This is a genomic window from Streptomyces sp. NPDC037100 (assembly GCF_055606225.1).
Genome location: NZ_JBVJSX010000009.1, coordinates 246,999 through 268,785 on the forward strand (window position 1 = coordinate 246,999; position 21,787 = coordinate 268,785).

General features: G+C 71.2%; 17 protein-coding genes and 1 pseudogene. 9 read left to right on the forward strand and 9 right to left on the reverse strand.

What is annotated here, in order from left to right:
* Entirely contained in the window at window positions 1–429 is a 429-nt protein-coding gene (locus ACZ7EG_RS28045) for a DUF6643 family protein (protein WP_362246813.1), read from the reverse strand.
* Window positions 430–727: 298 nt separating this feature from the next.
* Between ACZ7EG_RS28045 and ACZ7EG_RS28050 the strand changes: the two genes are divergently transcribed.
* Complete coding sequence (locus tag ACZ7EG_RS28050; RefSeq protein ID WP_471084581.1) at window positions 728–2,059, forward strand: TerD family protein; 1,332 nt, start codon at window positions 728–730, stop codon at window positions 2,057–2,059.
* 13 nt (window positions 2,060–2,072) lie between these two features.
* Here ACZ7EG_RS28050 and ACZ7EG_RS28055 read toward each other — a convergent pair whose 3' ends face one another.
* The gene (locus tag ACZ7EG_RS28055) at window positions 2,073–3,263 is read right to left on the reverse strand and encodes a glycosyltransferase (RefSeq protein ID WP_471084584.1); all 1,191 of its coding nucleotides are present in this window, start codon (window positions 3,261–3,263) and stop codon (window positions 2,073–2,075) included.
* A gap of 39 nt (window positions 3,264–3,302) precedes the next feature.
* On the opposite strand from ACZ7EG_RS28055, the gene ACZ7EG_RS28060 reads away from it, so the two are divergent.
* Window positions 3,303–4,088, forward strand: coding sequence for a glutamate racemase (locus ACZ7EG_RS28060; protein ID WP_471084587.1), 786 nt, complete (start codon window positions 3,303–3,305; stop codon window positions 4,086–4,088).
* A gap of 116 nt (window positions 4,089–4,204) precedes the next feature.
* On the forward strand, window positions 4,205–4,759 hold the full coding sequence (locus ACZ7EG_RS28065) for a hypothetical protein (RefSeq protein WP_471084590.1): 555 nt from the start codon (window positions 4,205–4,207) through the stop codon (window positions 4,757–4,759).
* A 101-nt stretch (window positions 4,760–4,860) separates the two neighbouring features.
* Here the strand turns inward: ACZ7EG_RS28065 and ACZ7EG_RS28070 are convergent, their stop codons facing one another.
* Window positions 4,861–5,934 (reverse strand): O-antigen ligase family protein, encoded by a 1,074-nt coding sequence (locus ACZ7EG_RS28070; protein ID WP_471084593.1) that lies wholly within the window; start codon window positions 5,932–5,934, stop codon window positions 4,861–4,863.
* Window positions 5,935–6,150: 216 nt separating this feature from the next.
* Between ACZ7EG_RS28070 and lnt the strand changes: the two genes are divergently transcribed.
* The 4 genes from lnt to ACZ7EG_RS28090 all read left to right on the forward strand — a co-directional run bounded on the left by lnt (window position 6,151) and on the right by ACZ7EG_RS28090 (window position 11,151).
* Window positions 6,151–7,767 (forward strand): apolipoprotein N-acyltransferase, encoded by a 1,617-nt coding sequence (gene lnt / locus ACZ7EG_RS28075; protein WP_471084596.1) that lies wholly within the window; start codon window positions 6,151–6,153, stop codon window positions 7,765–7,767.
* 68 nt (window positions 7,768–7,835) lie between these two features.
* The gene (locus ACZ7EG_RS28080) at window positions 7,836–8,315 is read left to right on the forward strand and encodes an NUDIX hydrolase (protein WP_471084599.1); all 480 of its coding nucleotides are present in this window, start codon (window positions 7,836–7,838) and stop codon (window positions 8,313–8,315) included.
* Between the two features lie 54 nt (window positions 8,316–8,369).
* Window positions 8,370–9,170, forward strand: a complete 801-nt coding sequence (locus ACZ7EG_RS28085) for a 3-hydroxybutyrate dehydrogenase (RefSeq protein ID WP_471084602.1) — start codon at window positions 8,370–8,372, stop codon at window positions 9,168–9,170.
* 76 nt (window positions 9,171–9,246) lie between these two features.
* Window positions 9,247–11,151: a helix-turn-helix domain-containing protein gene (locus ACZ7EG_RS28090; protein WP_471084605.1), complete on the forward strand. Its 1,905-nt coding sequence runs from the start codon at window positions 9,247–9,249 to the stop codon at window positions 11,149–11,151.
* A gap of 46 nt (window positions 11,152–11,197) precedes the next feature.
* On the opposite strand, the gene ACZ7EG_RS28095 is transcribed toward ACZ7EG_RS28090, so the two are convergent.
* Window positions 11,198–12,586, reverse strand: a complete 1,389-nt coding sequence (locus tag ACZ7EG_RS28095) for an MFS transporter (protein ID WP_471084608.1) — start codon at window positions 12,584–12,586, stop codon at window positions 11,198–11,200.
* Window positions 12,587–13,201: 615 nt separating this feature from the next.
* Here ACZ7EG_RS28095 and ACZ7EG_RS28100 point away from each other — a divergent pair.
* A pseudogene (locus ACZ7EG_RS28100) lies at window positions 13,202–13,372 on the forward strand (pirin family protein); the annotation flags it as partial.
* 700 nt (window positions 13,373–14,072) lie between these two features.
* On the opposite strand, the gene ACZ7EG_RS28105 reads toward ACZ7EG_RS28100, so the two are convergent.
* From ACZ7EG_RS28105 to ACZ7EG_RS28125, 5 genes are all read right to left on the reverse strand, one after another.
* Entirely contained in the window at window positions 14,073–15,284 is a 1,212-nt protein-coding gene (locus ACZ7EG_RS28105) for an IS110 family RNA-guided transposase (protein WP_471084611.1), read from the reverse strand.
* Window positions 15,285–15,757: 473 nt separating this feature from the next.
* Window positions 15,758–16,348, reverse strand: a complete 591-nt coding sequence (locus ACZ7EG_RS28110) for a DUF5060 domain-containing protein (RefSeq protein WP_471084614.1) — start codon at window positions 16,346–16,348, stop codon at window positions 15,758–15,760.
* Window positions 16,349–16,379: 31 nt separating this feature from the next.
* Complete coding sequence (locus tag ACZ7EG_RS28115; protein WP_471084617.1) at window positions 16,380–16,859, reverse strand: oxidoreductase C-terminal domain-containing protein; 480 nt, start codon at window positions 16,857–16,859, stop codon at window positions 16,380–16,382.
* A 543-nt stretch (window positions 16,860–17,402) separates the two neighbouring features.
* A complete protein-coding gene (locus ACZ7EG_RS28120; protein ID WP_471084620.1) occupies window positions 17,403–18,440 on the reverse strand; it encodes a sensor histidine kinase in 1,038 nt (345 codons plus the stop codon).
* Window positions 18,434–19,162, reverse strand: a complete 729-nt coding sequence (locus ACZ7EG_RS28125) for a response regulator transcription factor (RefSeq protein ID WP_471084623.1) — start codon at window positions 19,160–19,162, stop codon at window positions 18,434–18,436. The genes ACZ7EG_RS28120 and ACZ7EG_RS28125 overlap by 7 nt, the downstream gene beginning before the upstream one ends.
* Window positions 19,163–19,354: 192 nt before the next feature.
* Here ACZ7EG_RS28125 and ACZ7EG_RS28130 point away from each other — a divergent pair, with 192 nt between their 5' ends.
* Window positions 19,355–21,610, forward strand: a complete 2,256-nt coding sequence (locus ACZ7EG_RS28130) for an MMPL family transporter (RefSeq protein WP_471084626.1) — start codon at window positions 19,355–19,357, stop codon at window positions 21,608–21,610.
* The last annotated feature ends 177 nt before the right edge of the window (window positions 21,611–21,787 follow it).

Sequence of the window (21,787 nt, forward strand, 5' to 3'; positions counted from 1 at the left end):
TCAGTACCCGCGGTACTGCTGGCTGTTGTAAGGGTCCTGATAGGGAGCCGGCGCCGGCCGGGGAGCTGCGGGGCGCATCGCCTCGTAGCCCGCGGGGGCCGCCGGACGCGGCTGCTGCGGCTGGGGGCCGGGGTAGCCGCGCGGAGCGGTGGCCTGCTGCGGGATGTAGGCCGCGGGTGCCTGCTGGAGAGGGGCGGGCTGCTGCGCCTGCGGATAGCCGTAGGCGGACTGGGAGGGGGCTGCCGGAAGAGCGGGCAGCGCCGACGGGAGGGCGGGCAGGTTGCTGCCCGGCATGTCGTACTGGGCGGGAACTCTGATCGGGGCGATCTGCGGGGTGCCCCGCTCGGCGACGAGCCTGTCGTAGATCGGGGTGTCCGGGAAGGAGGCGGAGTAGTAGCCGCCGCCATAGGTGGAGCGGGGGGAGGTCATGGCACATAAGTTAAGCCAACGATGTGCTCGTTGGGGAGACCGATAAGAGGGTTGTTTTCCGTGTCCGCAGTGACCTGGGATCCCCAATGCGAGCGAACTCGCCGAAAAGGGGCGGCGAACGAGGCCTTGATCGCGTAAAGGCCGAGTTCCGGGCGGGTTACCGACGGTCGATCGCCGGTCTCCGTGGCGGTCGCGCTGGGGACTTCGCCATGGTGAGCAATTAGGTTGTGCGCACGAAACCCGACGGACGGCCGGGACGGGCCTGACACGGCGACACGCAATGGGGGCGGACATGCAAATGCTGAAAGGTTCAAATACTCCGGTGCCGACCGCCGCGTTGCGGGTGGAATTGGGATGGCGGGCCGGAGCGGGCGTGCCCGACACCGACGCCTCCGCTTTGCTGCTGGTGAGCGGGAAGGTCCGCTCGGACGCGGACTTCGTCTTCTACAACCAGCCCGCGCACTCCTCCGGCGCGATCCGGCACGAGGGCAAGCGCACCACCGACGGCCGGGTGACCGACACACTCCTCGTCGACCTCGCGCGCGTGGAACCCGCCATCGAGACCGTCGTCCTCGCCGCATCGGCCGACGGAGGCACGTTCGGGCAGGTCCCCAACCTGTATATCGAGGTCCGGAACGCCGCCCAGGGCACGCCGGTAGCCCGTTTCGACAACCCGGGTGCCACCACCGAAACCGCTTTCGTGCTGGGCGAGTTCTACCGTCGCCAGGGCGCCTGGAAGTTCCGCGCCGTGGGCCAGGGCTACAGCAGCGGCCTCGAAGGGCTGGCCACGGACTACGGCATCACGGTGGACGAACCGCAGCAGGCGCCACCTGCCCCCGCCGCGGCGCAGCCCGCAGCCGCGCCGCCCGCCGCGTCCGCGCCCCCGTCCCCGCCCCCGCCCGCCGCTCCGCCCCCGCCCGCCGCTCCGCCTCGGCCCGCCGCGCCGGCCGCGCCCGCCGCTCCGCCCCCGCCCGCCGAGCCGGCCGCGCCCGTCCGCCTCACCAAGGTGACGCTCACCAAGGCGGCCCCGTCCGTCTCCCTCACCAAGCAGGGCGGCACCTCCGGAGCGCTGCACGTCAACCTCAACTGGGAGGTGCGCAAGCAGTTCTCGGGGTGGAGCAGCAAGTTCGGGCGCCCGACAGCGATGCATGCGGACCTCGACCTCGACCTGTGCGCGCTGTACGAACTCACCGACGGCAGCAAGGGTGTCGTCCAGGCCCTCGGCAACAGCTTCGGGGCGCTGCACCGGCCGCCGTACATCCACCTCGACGGGGACGACCGCACCGGCGCCGTGTCGAGCGGTGAGAACCTCACGGTCAACCTCGACCACAAGAACGCCTTCCGGCGCATCCTCGTCTTCGTCACCATCTACGAAGGCGCCCGTTCCTTCGCCGATCTGCACGCCTCGGTCACGCTCCGGCCGCAGCACGGGGCGCCGATCGAGTTCTCCCTCGACGAGTGCACGGTTCCCTCGCTCGTGTGCGCGCTCGCCCTGATCACCAACACCGGAGGCGACCTGATCGTCCAGCGTGAGGCGCGCTACCTGGTGCCCGAGCGCGGGGTGAGTCCGCAGCGGACCGTCGACCACGCCTACGGCTGGGGCATGAACTGGACCCCTGGCCGGAAGTGACCCTCGGGCGGCGTCAGCCCTCGTCCGGCAGGGCGTCCGGGCGCGCATAGGTGCGGCCCTTCCATGCCGCACCCCGTCCCCGGTAGTGCTGCACCGCCGAGTCGACGGTCATGAGGAGATAGAGGAACGCCGTGAACGGCAGCAGCGGAGCCAGCCACAGCGGCTGCCGGTAGTAACGGAGCATCGGGACGTACGTCCCCGCCATGGCGAGCCACGCGAGACCGCCGAGGACCGCCGCCGGCGTGCTGCCGGCGGCGAGGCCGGTCAGGACCGCCACGGGCGGCACCAGATACACCAGCACCAGCCCGGCGACCGTTCCGGCGAGCAGCAGGGGGCTGTGCCGCAGCTGGGCGTACGCGCTGCGCGCGACCATGCGCCACAGGTCGCGCAGGCGCGGATACGGCCGCACGCTGTCCACCCGCTCGGCGAGCCCGAGCCAGACGCGGCCGCCACCGCGCTTGACCGCCCGGGCGAGCGCCACGTCGTCGATCACGGCGTGCCGGATCGCGTCCGGGATCCGAGCCCGCTCCGCGGCCCCCGCCCGCAGCAGGACGCAACCCCCGGCCGCGGCCGCCGTCCGACCCGCCGCGGCGATCCGGCGGAAGGGATAGAGCTGCGCGAAGAAGTAGACGAACGCCGGCACGACGAACCGTTCCCACACACTGTCCACCCGCAGCCGGGCCATCTGGGAGACGACGTCGTATCCACCGGAACGGGCCGCCGCCACCAGCTCCCGCAGACTGTCCGGGGCGTGCGCGATGTCGGCGTCCGTCAGGAGGAGGTACTCGGGATCACGCGCGCGTGCCAGCGCGATGCCGTGGCGCACCGCCCACAGCTTGCCGGTCCAGCCCGCCGGAGGCTCGCCCGGCGATCCCACCGTCAGCGGCAGCCCGCCGTGCCGGCGTGCCAGCTCACGCGCCAGATCACCGGTGCCGTCCGAGCTGCCGTCGTCGACGAGGAAGATCTCCGCCCGTCCCGGGTAGTCCTGCAGGAGCAGCGAGGGCAGCGCGGCGGGCAGCACGGCCGCCTCGTCGCGGGCGGGGACGACGACGCACACCGGCGGCCACGTGTCCGGCTCCGTGCGCGACGGCAGCCGCACATCGGTGCGCCAGAAGAAGCCCTGACAGAGCAGCAGCCACAACCAGGCGAGGAGTGATCCAGCGGCAGTCCACACAACGGCGCTCACGGGCGCAGTCTGCCCCACCGGCGCTGCCCCGGACGGCTCATCGTCTATCGTGATCGGGTGAAGATCGCGCTCATGGATTCCGGAATCGGTCTGCTGGCGGCCACCGCCGCGGTACGACGGCTGCGCCCCGACGCCGATCTCGTGCTCTCCCTGGACCCCGACGGCATGCCGTGGGGCCCGCGCACCGTCGAGGACCTGACCGAGCGCGCCCTGGCCGTCGCCGAAGCCGCCGCAGCACGCCGCCCGGAGGCCCTGATCGTCGGCTGCAACACCGCGACTGTGCACGCGCTGACCGCCCTGCGCGCCCGCCTCGAACCGGAGCTTCCGGTCATCGGCACCGTCCCCGCGATCAAACCGGCCGCGGCCGGCGGCGGCCACCTCGCCATCTGGGCCACCCCGGCCACCACGGGCAGCCCCTACCAGCAGAACCTGATCAAGGACTTCGCCGGTGGCGTGCCCGTCACCGAGGTGCCCTGCTGGGGCCTCGCCGAGGCAGTGGAACACGCGGACGAGGCGGCGATCGACGCGGCGGTGACCGCGGCGGCCGCCCTCACGCCGGACGAGGTGACCACCGTCGTCCTCGGCTGCACCCACTACGAACTGGTCGCCGAGCGCATCCGGGCCGCCGTCCAGCGACCCGGCCGCCCGCCCCTCGTGCTGCACGGCTCCGCCGGAGCCGTGGCCGCCCAGGCCCTGCGCCGCCTCGGCCGGCAGCCCGCTCCGGGAGCCAGGCCGCACGGCACGCTCACCGTGCTGCTCAGCGGACGCGAGGGCACGCTGCCCGCCCCCGCCCTGGCGTACGCCGAAGGGCGTCTGCTGCAGGCTGTCACGCCCGCCCACTGACCGCAGAACCGGTCACCGAAGGTCACCGGCGAACCGGATCGGCGCGACGCCCGCCCGGCGCAGTCACGCTCCGCCACAAGGTACCCGCGGAGCGAAATCTGAGTACCCTCAAAGGCATGAGGGACCACCGCCACGGCGAGAACGCCCCCCACCCGCACGCGGACGTCTGGACCGGCCGTGCCACGAACAGGGTGCAGTGGCTGCTGGCGCTCGGGGGCGCCGCCTGCATGGCGCTCGGCATCGAGCTGGCCGTCGACTCGTCCTGGACGTCCGGCATCGCCCCGCTGCTCATGGCCGTCGTCGGGTGCATCGCCGCAGGGTTGCTGGTCCTCTTCGGAACGCTCGCCTTCGTGCACGTCGCCCTGCGGGTGGACGAGGAGCACCTCGAGGTGCGCTGCGGCCACATCGGAGTGCCCCGCCGCCGCATTCCGCTCTCCGACGTGGCCGGCGCCACGTACATCGCCCATGTCACCCCCCGCCACTGGGGCGGCTGGGGTTACCGGTGGCGGCCGGAGAAGGGCACCGCGGTGGTCGTACGACGCGGCGAGGGCGTCGAGCTCGAACTGTGGGACGGGCACACCTTCACGGTCACCGTGGACGACGCGGAGGCCGCCGTGCGGGTGATCGAGGCACGGCTGCGGCCCACCAAGCCGGGCGCTCCCGCGCACTGAGCCGCAGGGGTCTCGTCACCGGCTGTGATCACCGGCACTGATCACGGTCTGTGATCACCGGACGGTGACGCCCCCGCAGCCGGACGCCAGGTGCCCGCCGGTCACCACGCAGGGGTGCGTCCCGCTCCGCGTGCGTGGCTTCGCCCAGCGCGGCTCGACGATTCGTCGGCGAGGGGGCGCGCCGTGGCCATGCCCGCCAGCAGGCCCGCTCCGACGGACACCGCCGTGAAGCTCAGCGCGTTGCCGAGGGCGGCGATCGCGGCGAGCGCCGTCAGGGCCGCGCCCGCGGTGAGCGCCACCGGAGTCGGGCGCGGACCGCGCCACAGGGCGTACAGGACCCAGCCGAACACGGCCGCGAGCAGGGCCACGCCGACGATCCCCTGTTCCGCCGCCTGCTGCAGGGGTGCCGAGTGGGGCTTGTCGTCGGACAGCAGGGACTGGGCGGACGTCGTGCTCAGCTCCCCGAAGCGGCCCGGGCCGGCCCCCAGCAGCGTGTCGTCGCCCAGCAGATGCCATGCCTCCTGCCACAGCCGCACGCGATGCGGCGTGAGCCGCCCCTCCACGGCCGCCACGAAGCCGCCCGGTACGGCCCGCGCGGCAATCGCCCAGACCAGAGCGGTGACCAGGGCGGCGACCGCGGCCAGTACGGCCGTACCGGCGCCGCGGTGACGGGTGCGGCCGGCGGCAAGCGAGCACAGCAGCACCGCGAGGCAGGTCGCGAAGCCGCTGGTGGAACCGAGCACGGCCGCCAGCACCGCGGTCCCGGCGGCCAGCAGACGCAGGGCGAACCGAACGGCCGGTACCGGCGTGGCCCAGGCCGCGCAGCACGCGGCACCGGCCGACAGGGTCAGTACGGCGGCGGTGGCCCCCGCATGCCCCAGGGGTGCGGCGATCTGCGGGCCCGGCGCGAGGTGGGGAACGGCCACCGTCAGCGCGATGCCGGCCAGTGCCCCGGCGAAGGGCGCGCCGACGGGCAGCAACGCCCCGCTGATCCGCCCGGCGGCGTACCCGGCGGCCACGGCCAGCACCGCCAGGAGAACCCCCTCGGGTCTGCCGTCGTGCACGGCCGCCGTGACCAGTGACCAGGCGGCGCAGGCCCCCAGCACCACCACACCGACCACGTCCGCGAAGATTCGTCTCTCGCCGTCCGCGTCCGCCTCGGACGCAGACGTCATCCCGCTGGAACCCACCCCGCCCGCCCCCCGGCGTACCGTCGCCCCCGACTCGTGAAGACCCCCGCCGTCACGAGCCGCCACGGGCCGTACGTCTGAGGCTGGGCACACCGTAACGGCTGGTGGGCGGTTTGAGGATGTGTCGTGACGAAATGAACAGGGAGCCCGTGGTCCGTACCGCGCTGTCGGCTCCCAGGTCACGCGCCTTACACTCCGGGAGTGACCGTCACCGCAACCTCCGTCGGCGAGTCGGACCAGCTGGAGCCGCGGATCGCGCCCCGGGCGCGGACGTGGGCCCGGCGGCTCGTCCGTCTCGTCCCGGCCGCCGCAGCCGCGCTCTCCGGCCTGCTCCTCTACGTCTCCTTCCCGCCCCGCACGCTGTGGTGGCTGGCGCTGCCGGCCTTCGCCGTCTTCGGCTGGGTGCTGCGCGGCCGCGGCTGGAAGCCGGCACTGGGCCTCGGCTACCTCTTCGGCCTCGGCTTCCTGCTGCCGCTGCTGGTGTGGACCGGAGTGGAGGTGGGCCCGGGCCCCTGGCTCGCGCTGGTGGCGATCGAGGCCCTCTTCGTCGCCGCGGTCGGTGCGGGTGTCGCGGCCGTGTCCAAGCTCCCCGGCTGGCCGGTGTGGGCGGCGGCCGTGTGGATCGCCGGCGAGGCGGCACGCGCGCGTGCGCCGTTCAACGGCTTCCCGTGGGGCAAGGTCGCCTTCGGACAGGCGGACGGAGCGTTCCTGCCGCTTGCCGCGGTGGGCGGCACCCCCGTGCTCGGCTTCGCGGTCGTCCTGTGCGGCTTCGGACTGTACGAGGTCGTCCGGCTGGCCGTGCGATGGCGGCGGACCGGCGAGGTACGGCGTGCCGCGGCGGCCATGGGCCTGCTGAGCCTGGCCGTCCCGGTCGTGGGCGCGGTCGCGGCCCGGCCGCTCGTGAGCGACACGGCCGAGAACGGCACCGCCACCGTCGCGGTGATCCAGGGCAACGTGCCCCGCGCCGGACTCGACTTCAACTCCCAGCGCCGGGCCGTACTCGACTACCACGTGCGCGAGACGGAACGCCTGGCCGCCGAGGTCGAGGCCGGCAAGGTCGCGCGGCCCGACTTCGTCCTGTGGCCGGAGAACTCCTCCGACATCGATCCCTTCGCCAACCCCGACGCCCGCGTCGTCATCGACGCCGCCGCGAAGTCCATCGGCGTGCCCATCTCGGTGGGCGGTGTCGTCGAGCGGGACGGCAAGCTGTACAACGAGCAGATCCTGTGGGACCCGGCCAAGGGGCCCGTGGACACCTACGACAAGCGCCAGATCCAGCCGTTCGGCGAGTACCTGCCGTTCCGTTCGCTGATCGGCGCCATCAACAGCAACTGGACCTCGATGCAGCGCCAGGACTTCAGCCGGGGTACCGAGCCGGGCGTGTTCACCATGGACGGTGCCGAGGTCGGCCTCGTCACCTGCTACGAAGCAGCCTTCGACTGGACCGTGCGCTCCGAGGTCACCGACGGCGCCCAGATGATCTCCGTGCCCAGCAACAACGCCACCTTCGACCGCAGCGAGATGACCTACCAGCAGCTCGCCATGTCCCGGGTCCGCGCGGTCGAGCACAGCCGCACCGTGACGGTACCCGTGACCAGCGGTGTCAGCGCGATCATCATGCCGGACGGCAGGATCACGCAGAAGACCGGCATGTTCGTCGCCGACTCCCTGGTGCAGAAGGTGCCGCTGCGCTCCTCGCAGACCCCCGCCACGCGGCTCGGCATCCTGCCGGAGGTCGCCCTCGTCCTGGTCGCGGCCGGCGGCCTCGGCTGGGCCGTCGGCGCCGGGCTGCGCGGGCGACGCGCCGGTGACGTGTGACCGTACGCCCGTCGCACGCCGTTTGAATCGCGCCGGGGCGCCGAGAGCGGCCCGTTAGGGTCGAGGGCATGGCTACTCCCGACTTCATCCGCGCACTCCGCGCCTCGGCCGGTCAGCAACTGCTCTGGCTCCCCGGGGTCACGGCCCTCGTCTTCGACGACCAGGGCAGGGTGCTGCTCAACCGCCGTGCCGACACCCGCAAGTGGTCGGTGCTCGGCGGCATCCCCGACCCGGGGGAACAGCCCGCCGCCTGCGCGGTGCGCGAGGTCTACGAGGAGACGGCCGTACGCTGCGTCGCCGAACGGGTCGTCGTCGTCCAGGCCCTGGAGCCCGTCACCTACGAGAACGGCGACACCTGCCAGTACATGGACATCACCTTCCGCTGCCGGGCCGTCGGTGGCGAGGCGCGGGTGAACGACGACGAGTCCTTGGACGTGGCGTGGTTCGACGTCGACGCACTGCCCGAGCTGAACGAGTTCGGCCTGCACCGGATCAAGCAGGCCCTGTCGGACGCCCCCACATGGTTCGACCCCACTGCCTCCGGCTGAACTATGGGGCGTGACCACATGGGGTGGGGCGTAGGCGCTGCCTAGGGTCGAACCATGACCGCGCCCCGTGCCCTCCTGGCTTCCCACGCCTCCCCGCTCGACCTGGGCGGCCGCACCGCGCTCGTCACCGGCGCCGCCGGCGGCATCGGCCGTTCCTGCGCGCTGCGGCTCGCGGCCGCCGGCGCCAAGGTGAGAGCCGTCGACCGGGACGCGGCGGGTCTGGAGGCCCTGGCCGGCCAGGGACACGGCCTCGCCGGCACGATGGAGCCGCACGTCCTCGACCTCACCGACCTGGACGCCGCCGAACTCGCCGCCGCGGGCACCGACATCCTCGTCAACAACGCCGGGATCCAACTGGTGCGCCCCATCGAGGAGTTCCCGCCCGAGGTCTTCCACACGGTGCTCACCGTGATGCTGGAGGCACCCTTCCGGCTCATCCGCGGGGCCCTGCCCCACATGTACGGGCAGGGGTGGGGCCGCGTGGTGAACGTGTCTTCCGTCCACGGGCTGCGCGCCTCGGCGTACAAGTCGGCCTATGTGGCGGCCAAACACGGGCTGGAGGGACTGTCCAAGACCACCGCCCTCGAAGGAGCGCCCCACGGTGTCACCTCGAACTGTGTGAACCCTGCCTATGTGCGCACCCCACTGGTCGAGAAGCAGCTCGCCGACCAGGCGCAGGCGCACGGCATCCCCGAGGAACGCGTCCTGTCCGAGGTGCTGCTGCAGGACAGCGCCGTCAAACGGCTCATCGAGCCGGAGGAGGTAGCCGAGGCGGTGGCGTATCTGTGCAGCCCGCAGGCGTCCTTCGTGACCGGTACCTCGCTCGTGCTCGACGGCGGCTGGACCGCCCACTGAGCGGCCGGCCCGGTCGGCCGGGGGGAGTTGTCCACAGGGCTGACGGGGCGGCCCGAACATGGTGAATCCTGTGAGCATGTCCAGCGATCACGTGCAGTCCGCCGAAATGCCGTTCCTCGAGCTCCTGGCCCGGGGCGCGTCGGCCGACGCCTATGAGCAGCCGGAGCTGCTCGCGCGTGCCGACGGGCGCTCGGCGCAGTGGATCGCCGCGCTCCGGCAGGCCAAGCCGCTCGCCCTGCGCGTACGCGCCGAGCTGGAGGGGCGACGCCGGCGCGAGGCCGAGCTGTCCGCGCTCTTCGAGACCGCCCACGACCTCGCCGGGCTGCGCGACCTCGACGCCGTGCTCCAGGCGATCGTGCAGCGCGCCCGCTCGCTGCTGGGCACGGACGTCGCCTACCTCAGCCTGAACGACACCGAGCGCGGCGACACCTACATGCGGGTCACCGAGGGCTCGGTCGCGGCCCGGTTCCAGCAGCTGCGGCTCGGCATGGGGGAGGGGCTCGGCGGCCTGGTCGCACAGACGGCGCGTCCCTATGTCACCGACGACTACTTCAAGGACGACCGTTTTCAGCACACCCTCACCATCGACGCGGGCGTGCGGGACGAAGGGCTGGTGGCCATCCTCGGGGTGCCCTTGACGCTCGGGCACCACGTCATCGGCGTGCTGTTCGCCGCGGACCGCCGCGCCCGGGTCTTCGAGCGCGAGCAGATCGCCCTGCTCGGCTCCTTCGCCGCCCTCGCCGCGGCCGCCATCGACACCGCCAACCTGCTCGCCGAGACCAGGTCGGCCCTCGCCGGCCTGGAGCGGGCGAACGAGATCATCAGGGACCGCAGCGCGGTCATCGAGCGCGCCTCCGACGTGCACGACCGCCTCGCCGAGCTCGTCCTGCGCGGCGGCGGGGTGCACGACGTGGCCGCCGCGGTCTCCGAGATCCTCGACGGCACGGTCGAGTTCGCCGAGGCCGCCGCCGCACCCGCCGATGCCCTGGAGAAGTCCGGCGCGCAGGGACACGCGGTGCTGCACGAGGACGACTGGATCGCCGCCGTCGCCGCCGGCGGCGAAGTGCTCGGTGCCCTGGTGCTGCGCGGGCACCCGGGGCTCGACCCCGTCGACCAGCGCACCCTGGAGCGTGCCGCGATGGTCACTTCCCTGCTGCTCCTGGCCCGCAGATCCGCCGCCGAAGCCGAACAGCGCGTGCGCGGTGAGCTGCTCGACGACCTGCTCGACGCCCGCGACCGCGACCCGCGCCTGCTGCGGGAACGCGCGGCCCGGCTCCACGCCGACCTCGACGCCCTCCACGTCGTCCTGGCCGCGCGACTGGAGGGTGACGCGCCCGACGCCGGCCAGGAGGCCGACGCCCGCAGACGGCTGGCAGCGGCGGCGTCCCACCTGGCCGCCACCCGGCACGGCCTGGCCGCCGCACGCGACGGGGGCACCGTCCTGCTGTTGCCCCTCGGTCCCGGCGACACCGGCACCGATCTGGCCCGCCGCGCCGCCCGGCACCTGGGCACGGCGGTCCACGCACCGGTCACTGTCGGCGCCTCCGCACCCGCCGAGGATCTCGCGACCCGCCCCGAGAGCGTGGCCACGGCCTACGCGGAGGCCCGCCGCTGCCTCGAAGCCCTGCGCGTCCTCGGCCGCTTCGGGGACGGGGCAGCCGCCGAGGACTTCGGCTTCCTGGGACTGCTCCTGGCCGGCGACCGGGACATCACGGGCTTCGTCGACCGCACCATCGGCGAGGTCGTCGCCTATGACCGGCGACGCGGCACGGAACTGCTGCGCACCCTCGACGCGTACTTCACCTGCGGCATGAGCCCCGCGCGCACCAAGGACGAACTGCACGTCCACGTGAACACGGTCGCCCAGCGCCTGGAGCGCGTGGGGCGCCTCCTCGGCGACGACTGGCAGAGCCCGGCCCGGGCCCTGGAGATCCAGCTCGCGCTGCGCCTGCACCGCTTGTCGGCGCCGGCACCGCACTGACCCCCGTACGCGGGAGATACGGGGGCCGGAGGTCACGGGTTCCCGGTCACGAGGTGCGGGCGTCCTCCGCGGCGGCCTTCCGGTCCGCCCCCCGGTCGGCGGGAAGCACGGCGTCGGCCAGGTCCCGGTGCCGGGTCTCCTCGGCCGCCGCCACCGCGACGACCGTGACCACGGCGGCGGCGATGACGTACAGGGCGATCGGCGTGGAGCTGCCGTAGTCGGACAGCAGCGCGGTGGCGATGAGCGGTGCCGGCGCACCCGCCGCGACCGAGGCGAACTGCGCGCCGATCGACGCACCGGAGTAGCGCATCCGCGTCGCGAACATCTCGGAGAAGAACGCGGCCTGGGGCGCGTACATCGCCCCGTGCAGGACCAGCCCGACGGTGACGGCGAGGGTCAGGTTGCCGAAGCCGCCGGTGTCGATCAGTGAGAAGAACGGGAACATCCACAGCCCGACACCGACCGCACCCATCAGATACACGGGCCGGCGGCCGATCCGGTCGGACAGCGCGCCCCACGCCGGGATGACCGCGAAGTGCACGGCCGAGGCGATCAGCACCGCGTTCAGCGCGGTCTGCTTGGAGACGCCGGCCGAGGTGGTGGCGTAGACGAGGATGAACGCGGTGATGACGTAGTAGCTGATGTTCTCCGCCATGCGCGCCCCCATCGCGACCAGGACGTCACGCCAGTGGTGCCGCAGCACGGAGACGAGCGGCAGCTTCTCGGCATCCGCCGCCGCGTCCGCCTTGCGGGCCTCGGCCTGCGCCAACGCCTCCTTGAAGACGGGCGATTCATCGACAGACAGACGAATCCACAAACCGACGATCACCAGCACCCCGGAGAGCAGGAACGGCACCCGCCAGCCCCAGCTGCCGAACGCGGCGTCCGACAACAGGGCCGTGAGCAGCGACAGCACACCGGTGGCGAGGAGTTGCCCCGCCGGCGCGCCGGTCTGCGGCCACGACGCCCAGAACCCGCGCCGCCGCGCGTCCCCGTGCTCCGACACCAGCAGTACGGCACCGCCCCACTCACCGCCGAGCGCGAACCCCTGGACCAGCCGGAGCGCGGTGAGCAGCACCGGCGCGGCCGTCCCGATGGAGGCGTGCGTCGGCAGCAGCCCGATCGCGAAGGTCGCCCCGCCCATCAGCAGCAGACTCAGCACCAGCAGCTTCTTGCGCCCGAGCCGGTCGCCGTAGTGCCCGAACACCAGCGCGCCCAGCGGCCGGGCGGCGAAGCCGACCGCGTACGTCAGGAACGACAGCAGGGTGCCGACGAGCGGGTCGGAGTCCGGGAAGAACAGCCTGTTGAACACGAGCGCGGCGGCGGAGCCGTAGAGGAAGAAGTCGTACCACTCGATGGTGGTGCCGATGAGGCTGGCGGCGACGATGCGCTTGAGGTTGGCGGGGGGTGGGGGAGCGGTTGCTGCGGAGGCCATGGGCGCCACTTCCTCGTGTGCGGTGGGGACGGGTGGGTGTGCGCACACGGTAGGAATCTGCAGGTCAGGGGCACATGTGGTGGGACTACATAGTTCGGGGGCGGGGTGTGCGTGTCTCCCCCATGCCGGTGCTTCGAGGGCCGCACTGAGGGCTTGATCAGCAGCAGATTCGGCGGTGTCCAGGTTGCGTCATTCGGTATGCTTTGACGCCGCCGTGCTGACTCCCGTGCTGGTTCGGTGCTGACTGAAAGCGCACGTCATCACCCGTCTCCATCTGTCCCGTGCTGACTTGGTGCTGACTACGCTGCGTTGAACTCCGTCATCTGGGACTGATCGGGCAGAGGTTGCCTTCTGGTCCTGCGCGGAGTTGAGCCCGGGGATGTGCGCGAGGTGGATGATGGCCACGTTCTTCAGGACGGTGCGAGGCCCCACGGGCTATCGCCGTACGAGGGTCGTGACTGAAGCAGCCTGCCGTGCTCACTGGGGCTGGTAACAGCCCTGGTGCCGTGACCGTCAGCTGCTTTCGATTCGGCAACGCCGTTTCGACCGTGCCGACCCACACAGGAAAGCGCCGTACGGGATTGGGAGATTGCCGTGCTCGTCCAGCCAAGCCTGCTCCACTTGTTCTGGAACTGGATCGGACGGTCCCAAGAAGAGATCGTACAGGCCCGTCGGGACTGGATGGAAGGCACGCGGTTCGGTGAGGTCAAGGGATATGACGGCGCCCCGCTGCCCGCTCCGGAACTGCCGCCTGTGCCGTTGAAGCCGCGGGGCAGAGTGCGTTGACCTGCAGGAATGCCCGCCTGCCGGCGACCCTGTCGAGTGGGGCGCGGCCGGACAATGCCTCCCGCGGTCGACCGCTTGCGGGAGGGCGGTCGACCGCGTTGCCGTCTCGGGCGCGGGCGGGTGGCGGTTCCACGGTGTGGCCGTCTGTGGGCGGCTGTGGCAGAGCTCTTGCTGACTTTCCTGACGCCTAGTCAGGCTAGGTCGGGAAGTTCCTCTCGAAGCCCAGTCGCTTACTCACGGCTTTGTGGATTTGACGGCGACCAACTGAACGCTGGACTGAGGCGTGGCTGGGGCAGGCGCTGGTACGAATCGCGGGGCCTGCCACTGTCGCCTTGTGGAGAGTCGACAAGGCCAGGTGTGCGCCTCCGCGGCAGGCTGCTCGGCAGCCCGGGGGTGTTCCGCCGTGGACGCCGCCGGGACCACGTTCCCCGATAAACACCGCGCCGGCCGCAGGCTCGGAACACCGCCGCGCTGGCAGGGAGTACCACTTCGGGCAGATGGCGCTGAAGACAGGCACCGGAACACTCCCGCGCTGGAGGGGAGCACGTACGGATATGGCCGAGCTCGGCCGCCTGCCGCGGGTCACCCCCGCGGACGCGGGGGTGAACCGAGGGCGCAGCCACGCGCGGTTGAGCTGTCGTCGTGGTCCCCGCCACGCGGGGGGTGCTTCTATCTATTGGGTCAAGGTCTGTGGGCTTGGTCAGGCGGCGTGTTCGTGCCCGGGTTGGTAGAGGGTGCGGTGTTTGAGCATGGCGTGCAGGACGTCGACGCGGCGGTGGGTGAGGCAGATGAGGGCTGCGCTGTGGCGCTTGTTCTCCGCGCGTTTTCTGTCGTAGTAGGCCCGCGATGCGGGGCTGCTCAGCGAGGCGAACGAGGCCAGGAACAGGGCCCGTTTGAGCAGCTTGTTGCCGCCGTGGGGCGGTCCTTCGCCGCGGATGGAGGTTCCCAAACGACGGGTGGTGGGGGTCAGTCCCGCATAGGAGGCCAGGTGGGCGGCGGTGGGGAACGCGCTGGCGTCGCCGACCTCGGCCAGGATGCGGGCTCTGGTCCTGACTGCGACCCCGGGCATGGAGGTCAGGACCTTCGCGAGAGGGTGGGCCTCCAGCAGTGCGGAGATCCTGGTCTCCAGGATCTCGCGGCGTTTGAGGAGCACGGCGAGAGACTCGGCCAGGCCGGAGATGATCTCTCCTGCCGAGGCCGTGCCGGGGACCTGGACGGTCTGCTCGGCCAGGGCGCCATAGATCTGTCCGGCCAGCTCGCGCGGGGTGCGCATGCGTGGGGCAGCGTCGGTCATGACCTGGATGAGCTCCTCGGCGGGGGCCTGAGCCAGGGCGGTCGGGGAGCCGAAGGTCTGCAGCAGGGCCAGGACGGCCGGGCGGCGCAGCCGTGGTCCCAGGACGCGTTCCAGGGCGGGATGGATCGAGGTGAGCAGTCCGCGCAGCCGGTTGGAGGTGCGGGTGGCGTCCTGGGCGAGGTCGTCGTCGTAGCCCAGGACCATGGTCAGTTCGGCCCGCACACTCTCGTCCGCTTCGATGCTGTGCAGCAGGTGGGGCATGGTGCGGGCGGCATCGGCGATGACGTAGGCGTCGCGGGCGTCGGTCTTGCCGTTGCCGGGGTGCACGTCGGCGAGCCGGCGCATCGACAGGCCCGGCAGGTAGGCGACGTCGCATCCACAGGTGCGGGCGACGGTCACCGCCAGGGTGCCGATGGAGGCCGGCTGGTCGACCACGACCAGGACCTTCCCCTTGCGTTGGAGGCGGGCGAACAGCTCCCGCAAGTGGGGCTCGCCGTTGGGCAGCGGCTTGTCGAAGGTCGTGCGTCCATCGCGCAGCAGGGCCGTGTTGTGGTGGGCGGACTTGCCCACGTCCAGGGCGCAGAACACGTCGATCGATGTGAAGTCGTTGCTGGTCACCGGGCTTTCCCTCCCCGGAATTACCGCCGGTGACCCGCCCGGGCACCGGCGATCGGCAGCCACATTACGCAGCCCTGCCCGAAGGCAGGCGCGCTTCCATCAGCGATCAACCGGTGCCGCCGGGACCGGCGACAGCACCCCCCGGATCATCAAGAACAGGGGCAACGAGTCATACCGGCCCCGAAGGCCACGAACCCGAACCGGGCTCTACGAAGGAAGGTAATGGGCGACGCGCAGCTGCTGTCCACCCGGGTCACAGTCTGGGCCGGCGCCCTGCTGCACGGAGGACAACGCAGGTCGGTCATCAAGGCAGCCGATGACCTCCTGACCCGACTCGGCCTCGAACACAACCCTGTCAACGTTCTGACCGACGCCACTACATCGAGCCGACTGGACGCCGCGAAGATCACTCGTGACGGAGACCGGGCCTTCCACGACACGCAGAAAGAAGGCCTGCCCACCGCCATCCTGCGTCACCTGTGCGACGAGTTTGCGGGCCCGCAGTGGAACGTACCAGTGATCGAGTCCAGGGAGCGGGCGTTGCTCGAGGTGGAGAACGACCAGACGCCCTCCTCGTCCGGTAGGAACCGGATCCGATAGACCCCCTTGCCGTCGTAGAAGCCGTGAGCTGTCAGCACCCGCTCCTCATGGCGGAACTCGGCTGCCAATACGACGTCGGTGAAGGGATTTCCGTGTTCCGGTCCGAAGAGCTCCAACTCGAAAGTCCGCCATTGCGTCGCGGTGTCCTGCTGGACGAGCCTGGCGCTACCGATCGTCACCTCCGATGACTCGTAGTCCGAGGGCGGAACGACCGCCGAGGTGATGGAAGAGGGTGGGTTCGGGGCGTCCTCTACAACTGTGGCCAGCTCGGCGAAGAAGGCCTTCCAGGCGGCTCGGTCATTCCGGATGCCTTCCATGAAGCCGGCCACCTGCTGCAGCGTGCCGTACATGAACTGCACCCGGATCGGCGCGTTCTCAAGACCGGGGAGGTGTTTGTGCACCACGGCTGCGGCTCGTGGGTTCCGGAGTACCTCGCCGAGGATCGATGAGGGACCGTAGGACATCGAGGCTTCTTGAGTGGGACCACCGGGGACGTCAGGGGTGCAGGGCGGTCACGGCGGTGCTGAGGTGCTGTTTGAGCGTAATACGGGTGTCCGCAGCGGCTTCTCGCGACAGTGAGGTACCGGCGGTGAGCGCCTTGCGTACCGCGAGAAAGTCGGCGGGGCTGTTGACGCATTCGGCGGCGACCAGGGCGGGGCCCCGGTAGCGCAGCGTCGTGTGCTGTCCGGGGCGCTTGCCGGCGCGGACGATGACGTCGTCGTCCGGTCCGGCCAGGCCCGCGATCTGCAGCTTCAGGCTGCCCTGGTCGGACCAGAACCACGGCACACTGCGGTAGGGCTGAGGACGGCCGACCAAGGTCGTGGCAGCCGCCCGGGCCTGTTCGGCGGCGTTGTCGACGCTTTCCAGGCGGAGGCGCCACACGCGCCCGCGAGTTGGGGAGGGATCGGGAAGGTTCGCGCAGTCGCCGACGGCGAGGGTGTGACCGTCGGAGGCCAGTGACCTGTCGTCGACCACGATCCCGTTGTGGCAGTGCAGGCCCGCCTCAACATGGCCGCCTCCGTCAGCTGTTTATTCTGCGGTCCCGCGGACGGCCTCGTCGACATTGTCCTACACAGCGATCAAGTCGCTTATCCCAATGAGCGGTTGTGACCGTCACGGGCTCCGGGCGGCCAAGTCCTTTCAGCCATCGAGCGGCGACAAGCTGACTGCCATACCCGGAGTCCTCGAGTCCACCGATCCTACGAATGACCGGCGTGGACCCGTGCGAAAACGGTAGGACAAGCTCACACGCCATCTGCTGACCAAGTAACGCTGAGTGCGCAGCCTGAGGACCGCGCTCACGCCTTTCCGTGACCGCCTCCCACCATCCCAAGGGATCCGGCCTGACCACCACTGAGATGCCACCCGCACCGCCATCACCCTGCCTGCCCTTTGACCACGCCCGCGTGGGGAGTCCGTCCTGGTCGCGCAATCAGGCGCCTCACGGATCGCCGCGGCGTGGCTGGCAGAGGGAGAACCAGGTGCTCCACCCAGCCCCTCGCGTCCGTTCGGTGAACCTCAAGCCGCCCGTCCGGGGAGGACCACCTCGACGCGGGTGCCGCGGCCGGGCGCGCTGTCCAGTCGTACTCGGCCGCCGTGCAGTTCCGCGATGGCGGCGACGATGGACAGTCCGAGCCCGCTGCCTCCGCTCGCGCGGCTTCGACCCCTGTCAGCACGGTAGAAGCGGTCGAAGACGTGGGCCACCGCGTGTTCGGGAATGCCGGGTCCCTCGTCCTCGACGCGCAGGAGCACATCGCTCCCGGCCCTCACCAGATCGACGCGGCAGGGGGTGCCTGGGCCAGCGTGCATGCGGACGTTGCCGAGAAGGTTGCCGAGCAGGCCGCGCAACTGTGCCTCGTCACCCAGGACGGTCACTCCGGGCTCGATGAGTGAGTGCAGCGGGCGTGCCGGTTCGACGGCGGTGGCGTCGCGGCAGGAATCGGCCACGACGCGGGAGAGGTCGACCTGTTCGAGTTCGGCGTCGTCCTGCTCGTCGAAGCGGGCCAGCATCAGCATTGATTCGACCAGTCGTGTCATCCGGTGGATTTCGGAGAGCATGCGGGCGACGGCGTCGTCGACCGCCGCCGTGTCCGGCAGCGCGCCCTGCTGGTAGAGCTCGGCGTACCCGCGCAGCGACTGGAGCGGGGTGCGCAGTTCGTGCGAGGCATCCGCCACGAACTGGCGCATGCGGTCCTCGGACTGCTCGCGGGCCGCGAGGGAGGCCTGGATCTGCCCGAGCATGCGGTTCAGCGCGTCGGTGAGGCGGCCGACCTCGGTGTTCGGGGCGTCGTCGGCCGCGACGATCCGTCGGCCGAAGTCGCCCGTGGCGATGGCATCGGCGGTGTCCGCAGCCTGTTCCAGAGGGCGCAGCTCCCGTCGGACCATCGCGGTGCTGACCAGCGCCACTCCGGCCAGGCCGGCCAGCTCGACGATCACGATGACGGCCGGATCCCCGCTGAGGATCCACGTGAGTGCGGTTGCCGCCATCGCGCAGGCGCACAGGGCGGTGACCAGCACGCTGAGCCGGGTGCGCAGGGGGCGGGCCCGGCTCAGCATCGGGGCTCCCCGATCCTGTAGCCGACGCCACGCTGGGTGTGGATGAGTGGCGGGCCCAGGGCGTCCAGCTTGCGGCGCAGATAACTGATGTACGTGGCCACCACGGTGTCGTCGCCGTTGAAGTCGTACGACCAGACGTGCTCCAGCAGCCGGGCGCGCGGCACGACCCGGCCGCTGTGCAGCATGAGGTAGCGCAGGAGGCGGAACTCGGTGGGGGAGAGGTCCACCGGGCTTCCGGCGCGGCGGACGGTGTGGGTGTCGGGGTCGAGTTCGAGGTCGCAGACGCGCAGGACGCGGTCCGGGCGCTCGTGGCGGCGGGTTCGGCGCAGGACGGCTCCGACGCGGGCGGCGACCTCGTCGAGGCCGAAGGGCTTGGTGATGTAGTCGTCGCCGCCCTCGCTCAGGCCGCGGACCAGGTCCCTGCGGGTGTCGCGCGCGGTCAGGAAGACGACGGCGTGCGCCAGGCCGTCCGAGCGCAGCCTGCGCATCACCTCGAAACCGTCGCCGTCCGGGAGCATCACGTCCAGCAGGATGAGTTCGGGAAGGAACTCGCGCGCCGCGATCAGGGCGTCCTTGGCCGTGGTGGCCGCACGGACCTCGTATCCGATGAATCGCAGAAAGCGGCCGACCGTGTCGAGGATCGCGGGTTCGTCGTCGACCACCAGCAGTCGACCGAGCGGCTTCGGTGCCGTGGCGTCGGTCCTGGCGGGCTGATCGGACATGCGGACCCTCTTCTGTTCGCTGCTTCTCGGCGACTCCATTCGATCATTTCGCGGCCGCGTGGACGTGTTCCATGGGAGTTGTGTGTGAAGAGCGGTCGCCGGAGGCTCTTTCGGCGGGAAGGGCCGCACGGTGTTCCTAGCGTGGATCACGCAGATGTCGCCTGTCCTCGCTAGGTATCCGGGAGTTTTCGCGTGTCCACGCTCTTGTACCGCCTGGGCCGTTTCGCCTACCGGCGCAAATGGTCCGTCATCGGCGCTTGGTCCGTGCTGTTGCTGGTGGCGGTCGTTGCCGCACTGGGGCTGATGAAGCCGTTCGCCTCGGCCACGACCATTCCGGGCACCGAGGCCCAGCGCACGCTCGACGTCGTGCGGGAAGAATTCCCCACTGACGACGCCCACATCACCGGGAAGATCGTCTTCCGGGCGCGGAGCGGGGCGACTGTGAGCGCCGGGGAGGCTGGAGCGGCCGTTCGTCGAAGCGTCGAAGCGGTCGCCGACGTACGAGGCGTGACGTCGGCCGCCGCTCCGTCGGCGAAGGCCGGAACCGTGTCCGCCGACGGCAGGACGGGCATCGCCGAGCTGGTCTTCTCCACCAAGAAGGGCGCAACGCTGCCGGCGACCACGAAGGGCGCCGTCGAGGAGGCCGCCGCCGACGCCCGTCGGGCGGGGCTGACCGTGGAACTCGGCGGTGACGCGTTCTCCCAGGTCAAGGTCGAGGTGCTGGGGCCCGGGGAAGCGGTCGGCGTGCTGATCGCCCTGGGCGTGCTGGTCTTCGTCTTCCGATCCCTGCGCGCCGCGGTCATCCCGGTGGCCACCGCGCTGGTCGGGGTCGCCGTAGGCGTCCTCGCACTGCTGTCCTTGACCAGCGTCGTCACGATGGACAGCACCTCGGTCATCCTCGCCGTGATGCTCGGCCTCGCGGTCGGCATCGACTACGCCCTGTTCATCGCCTCCCGCCACCAGACCCAGGTCAGGGAGGGCATGGACCCCGAGGAGTCGGCCGGCCTCGCGAACGGCACGGCCGGCGGCGCGGTGGTGTTCGCCGGCGCCACGGTCGTGATCGCGCTGGCCGCGCTGTCCGTGGTGAACATTCCGTTCCTCACCGTGATGGGGCTGGGAGCCGCCGCGACGGTGATGGTCTCCGTGCTGGTCGCTGTCACCCTTCTCCCAGCCGTGCTCGGTCTGATGGGTACCCGTATCGCCACCAGCACCGTCCCGGTGCTGCGCCGCTCCACGGAGCGTGCCGCACGCCGTACGGAGCGAAATGGCGCGGGGCGGCGTTGGGCGACCCTCGTGTCACGGCGCCGCTGGACCGTGCTCGTCGTGTCCCTTCTGGGCCTGGGAATCCTTGCCGTCCCGGCGGCCGACCTGCAGCTCGGCCTCGGCGGTACCCAGGACCCCGACACCTCCGCGGCGCGCGCGCAGCGACTCGTCGACGACGGCTTCGGTCCCGGCTACAGCGGCACCCTGGTCGTTCTGGTCCAGGGCGCCACCAGCACCGTGGTCGCCACTGCCGAGGAATTCTCCTCGACGGTCCGGGACCTGCCCGGCGTCCGCGCCGTGTCCCCGGTGGTGACCGCGGCATCCGGCGACGCCGCCCTGATCAGCGTCACGCCGTCGAGCGGGCCGGAGACGGAGGCCACCAAGGGGGTTCTCGTCGAAATCCGGCACGCGCGCGACGCTGTCGAGGAGCGCACGGACACGGACATCGCGGTCACCGGCACGACCGCCGTCAACATCGACGTGGCGGACAAGCTCTCGGCGGCTCTGCCCGTCTACTGCCTGCTGGTCATGGGCCTGGCGCTACTGCTGCTGGTTGTCGTCTTCCGCGCGATCGCCGTACCGGTGAAGGCTGCCGTCGGCTTCCTGCTCTCGCTGGGGGCTTCGCTCGGCGCACTGGTCGCCGTCTTCCAGTGGGGATGGCTCTCCGGGCTCCTCGGTATCAAGGACACCGGCCCGGTGCTGAGTTTCCTGCCGATGCTGCTCGTCGGCATCCTGTTCGGCCTGGCGATGGACTACGAGGTCTTCCTCGTCTCCCGGATGCGCGAGGAGCACGCCCACGGCCGCCCGCCCGCCGAGGCCATGATCCGGGGGTTCGCCCACGGTTCGAAGGTCGTGACCGCGGCCGCCCTGATCATGATCGCCGTCTTCGGGTCCTTCGTCTTCGCCGATATGCAGGTCATCAAGGGCATGGGATTCTCCCTCGGGATCGGTGTGCTCCTGGACGCGTTCGTCGTCCGTATGACGCTTGTGCCGGCGGTGATGGCGATCCTCGGCGGCAGAGCCTGGTGGCTGCCGCGCTTCCTGCAGCGGGCCCTGCCGGACGTGGACATCGAGGGGGAGAGGCTGGCCCGCCGGACGACTCACCCGGCCTCGGCGCCCGGCGCGCCGCCACGGCAGACGGATGGCGCCCGGGTCGCGGTGGGCACCGGGGGAGGCGATGCGTAGCCAGTCAAAAACCTACTGACGTTCGAGATTGAGAGGTATGAGCCACCTCGGACGATGTCGCGAGCCCACTCCGGACGCGGCCCGAGTATTAGTCAAGACCTAATAGGAGTGCACGGCGGCGCGGTGACCCCTAATCAGACCTGGAGCCGGACTCCTCCCCACAGGCAGAGGGCCCCG

What these genes read in the sequence shown, in the direction of transcription:
- ACZ7EG_RS28095 (WP_471084608.1), bottom strand. Translation starts at nt 12,586, where the DNA reads ATGGCCTCCGCAGCAACCGCTCCCCCACCCCCCGCCAACCTCAAGCGC.
- ACZ7EG_RS28050 (WP_471084581.1), top strand. Translation starts at nt 728, where the DNA reads ATGCTGAAAGGTTCAAATACTCCGGTGCCGACCGCCGCGTTGCGGGTG.
- ACZ7EG_RS28125 (WP_471084623.1), bottom strand. Translation starts at nt 19,162, where the DNA reads ATGTCCGATCAGCCCGCCAGGACCGACGCCACGGCACCGAAGCCGCTC.
- ACZ7EG_RS28065 (WP_471084590.1), top strand. Translation starts at nt 4,205, where the DNA reads ATGAGGGACCACCGCCACGGCGAGAACGCCCCCCACCCGCACGCGGAC.
- ACZ7EG_RS28120 (WP_471084620.1), bottom strand. Translation starts at nt 18,440, where the DNA reads ATGCTGAGCCGGGCCCGCCCCCTGCGCACCCGGCTCAGCGTGCTGGTC.
- ACZ7EG_RS28070 (WP_471084593.1), bottom strand. Translation starts at nt 5,934, where the DNA reads ATGACGTCTGCGTCCGAGGCGGACGCGGACGGCGAGAGACGAATCTTC.
- ACZ7EG_RS28080 (WP_471084599.1), top strand. Translation starts at nt 7,836, where the DNA reads ATGGCTACTCCCGACTTCATCCGCGCACTCCGCGCCTCGGCCGGTCAG.
- ACZ7EG_RS28085 (WP_471084602.1), top strand. Translation starts at nt 8,370, where the DNA reads ATGACCGCGCCCCGTGCCCTCCTGGCTTCCCACGCCTCCCCGCTCGAC.
- ACZ7EG_RS28045 (WP_362246813.1), bottom strand. Translation starts at nt 429, where the DNA reads ATGACCTCCCCCCGCTCCACCTATGGCGGCGGCTACTACTCCGCCTCC.
- ACZ7EG_RS28110 (WP_471084614.1), bottom strand. Translation starts at nt 16,348, where the DNA reads ATGTCCTACGGTCCCTCATCGATCCTCGGCGAGGTACTCCGGAACCCA.
- ACZ7EG_RS28090 (WP_471084605.1), top strand. Translation starts at nt 9,247, where the DNA reads ATGTCCAGCGATCACGTGCAGTCCGCCGAAATGCCGTTCCTCGAGCTC.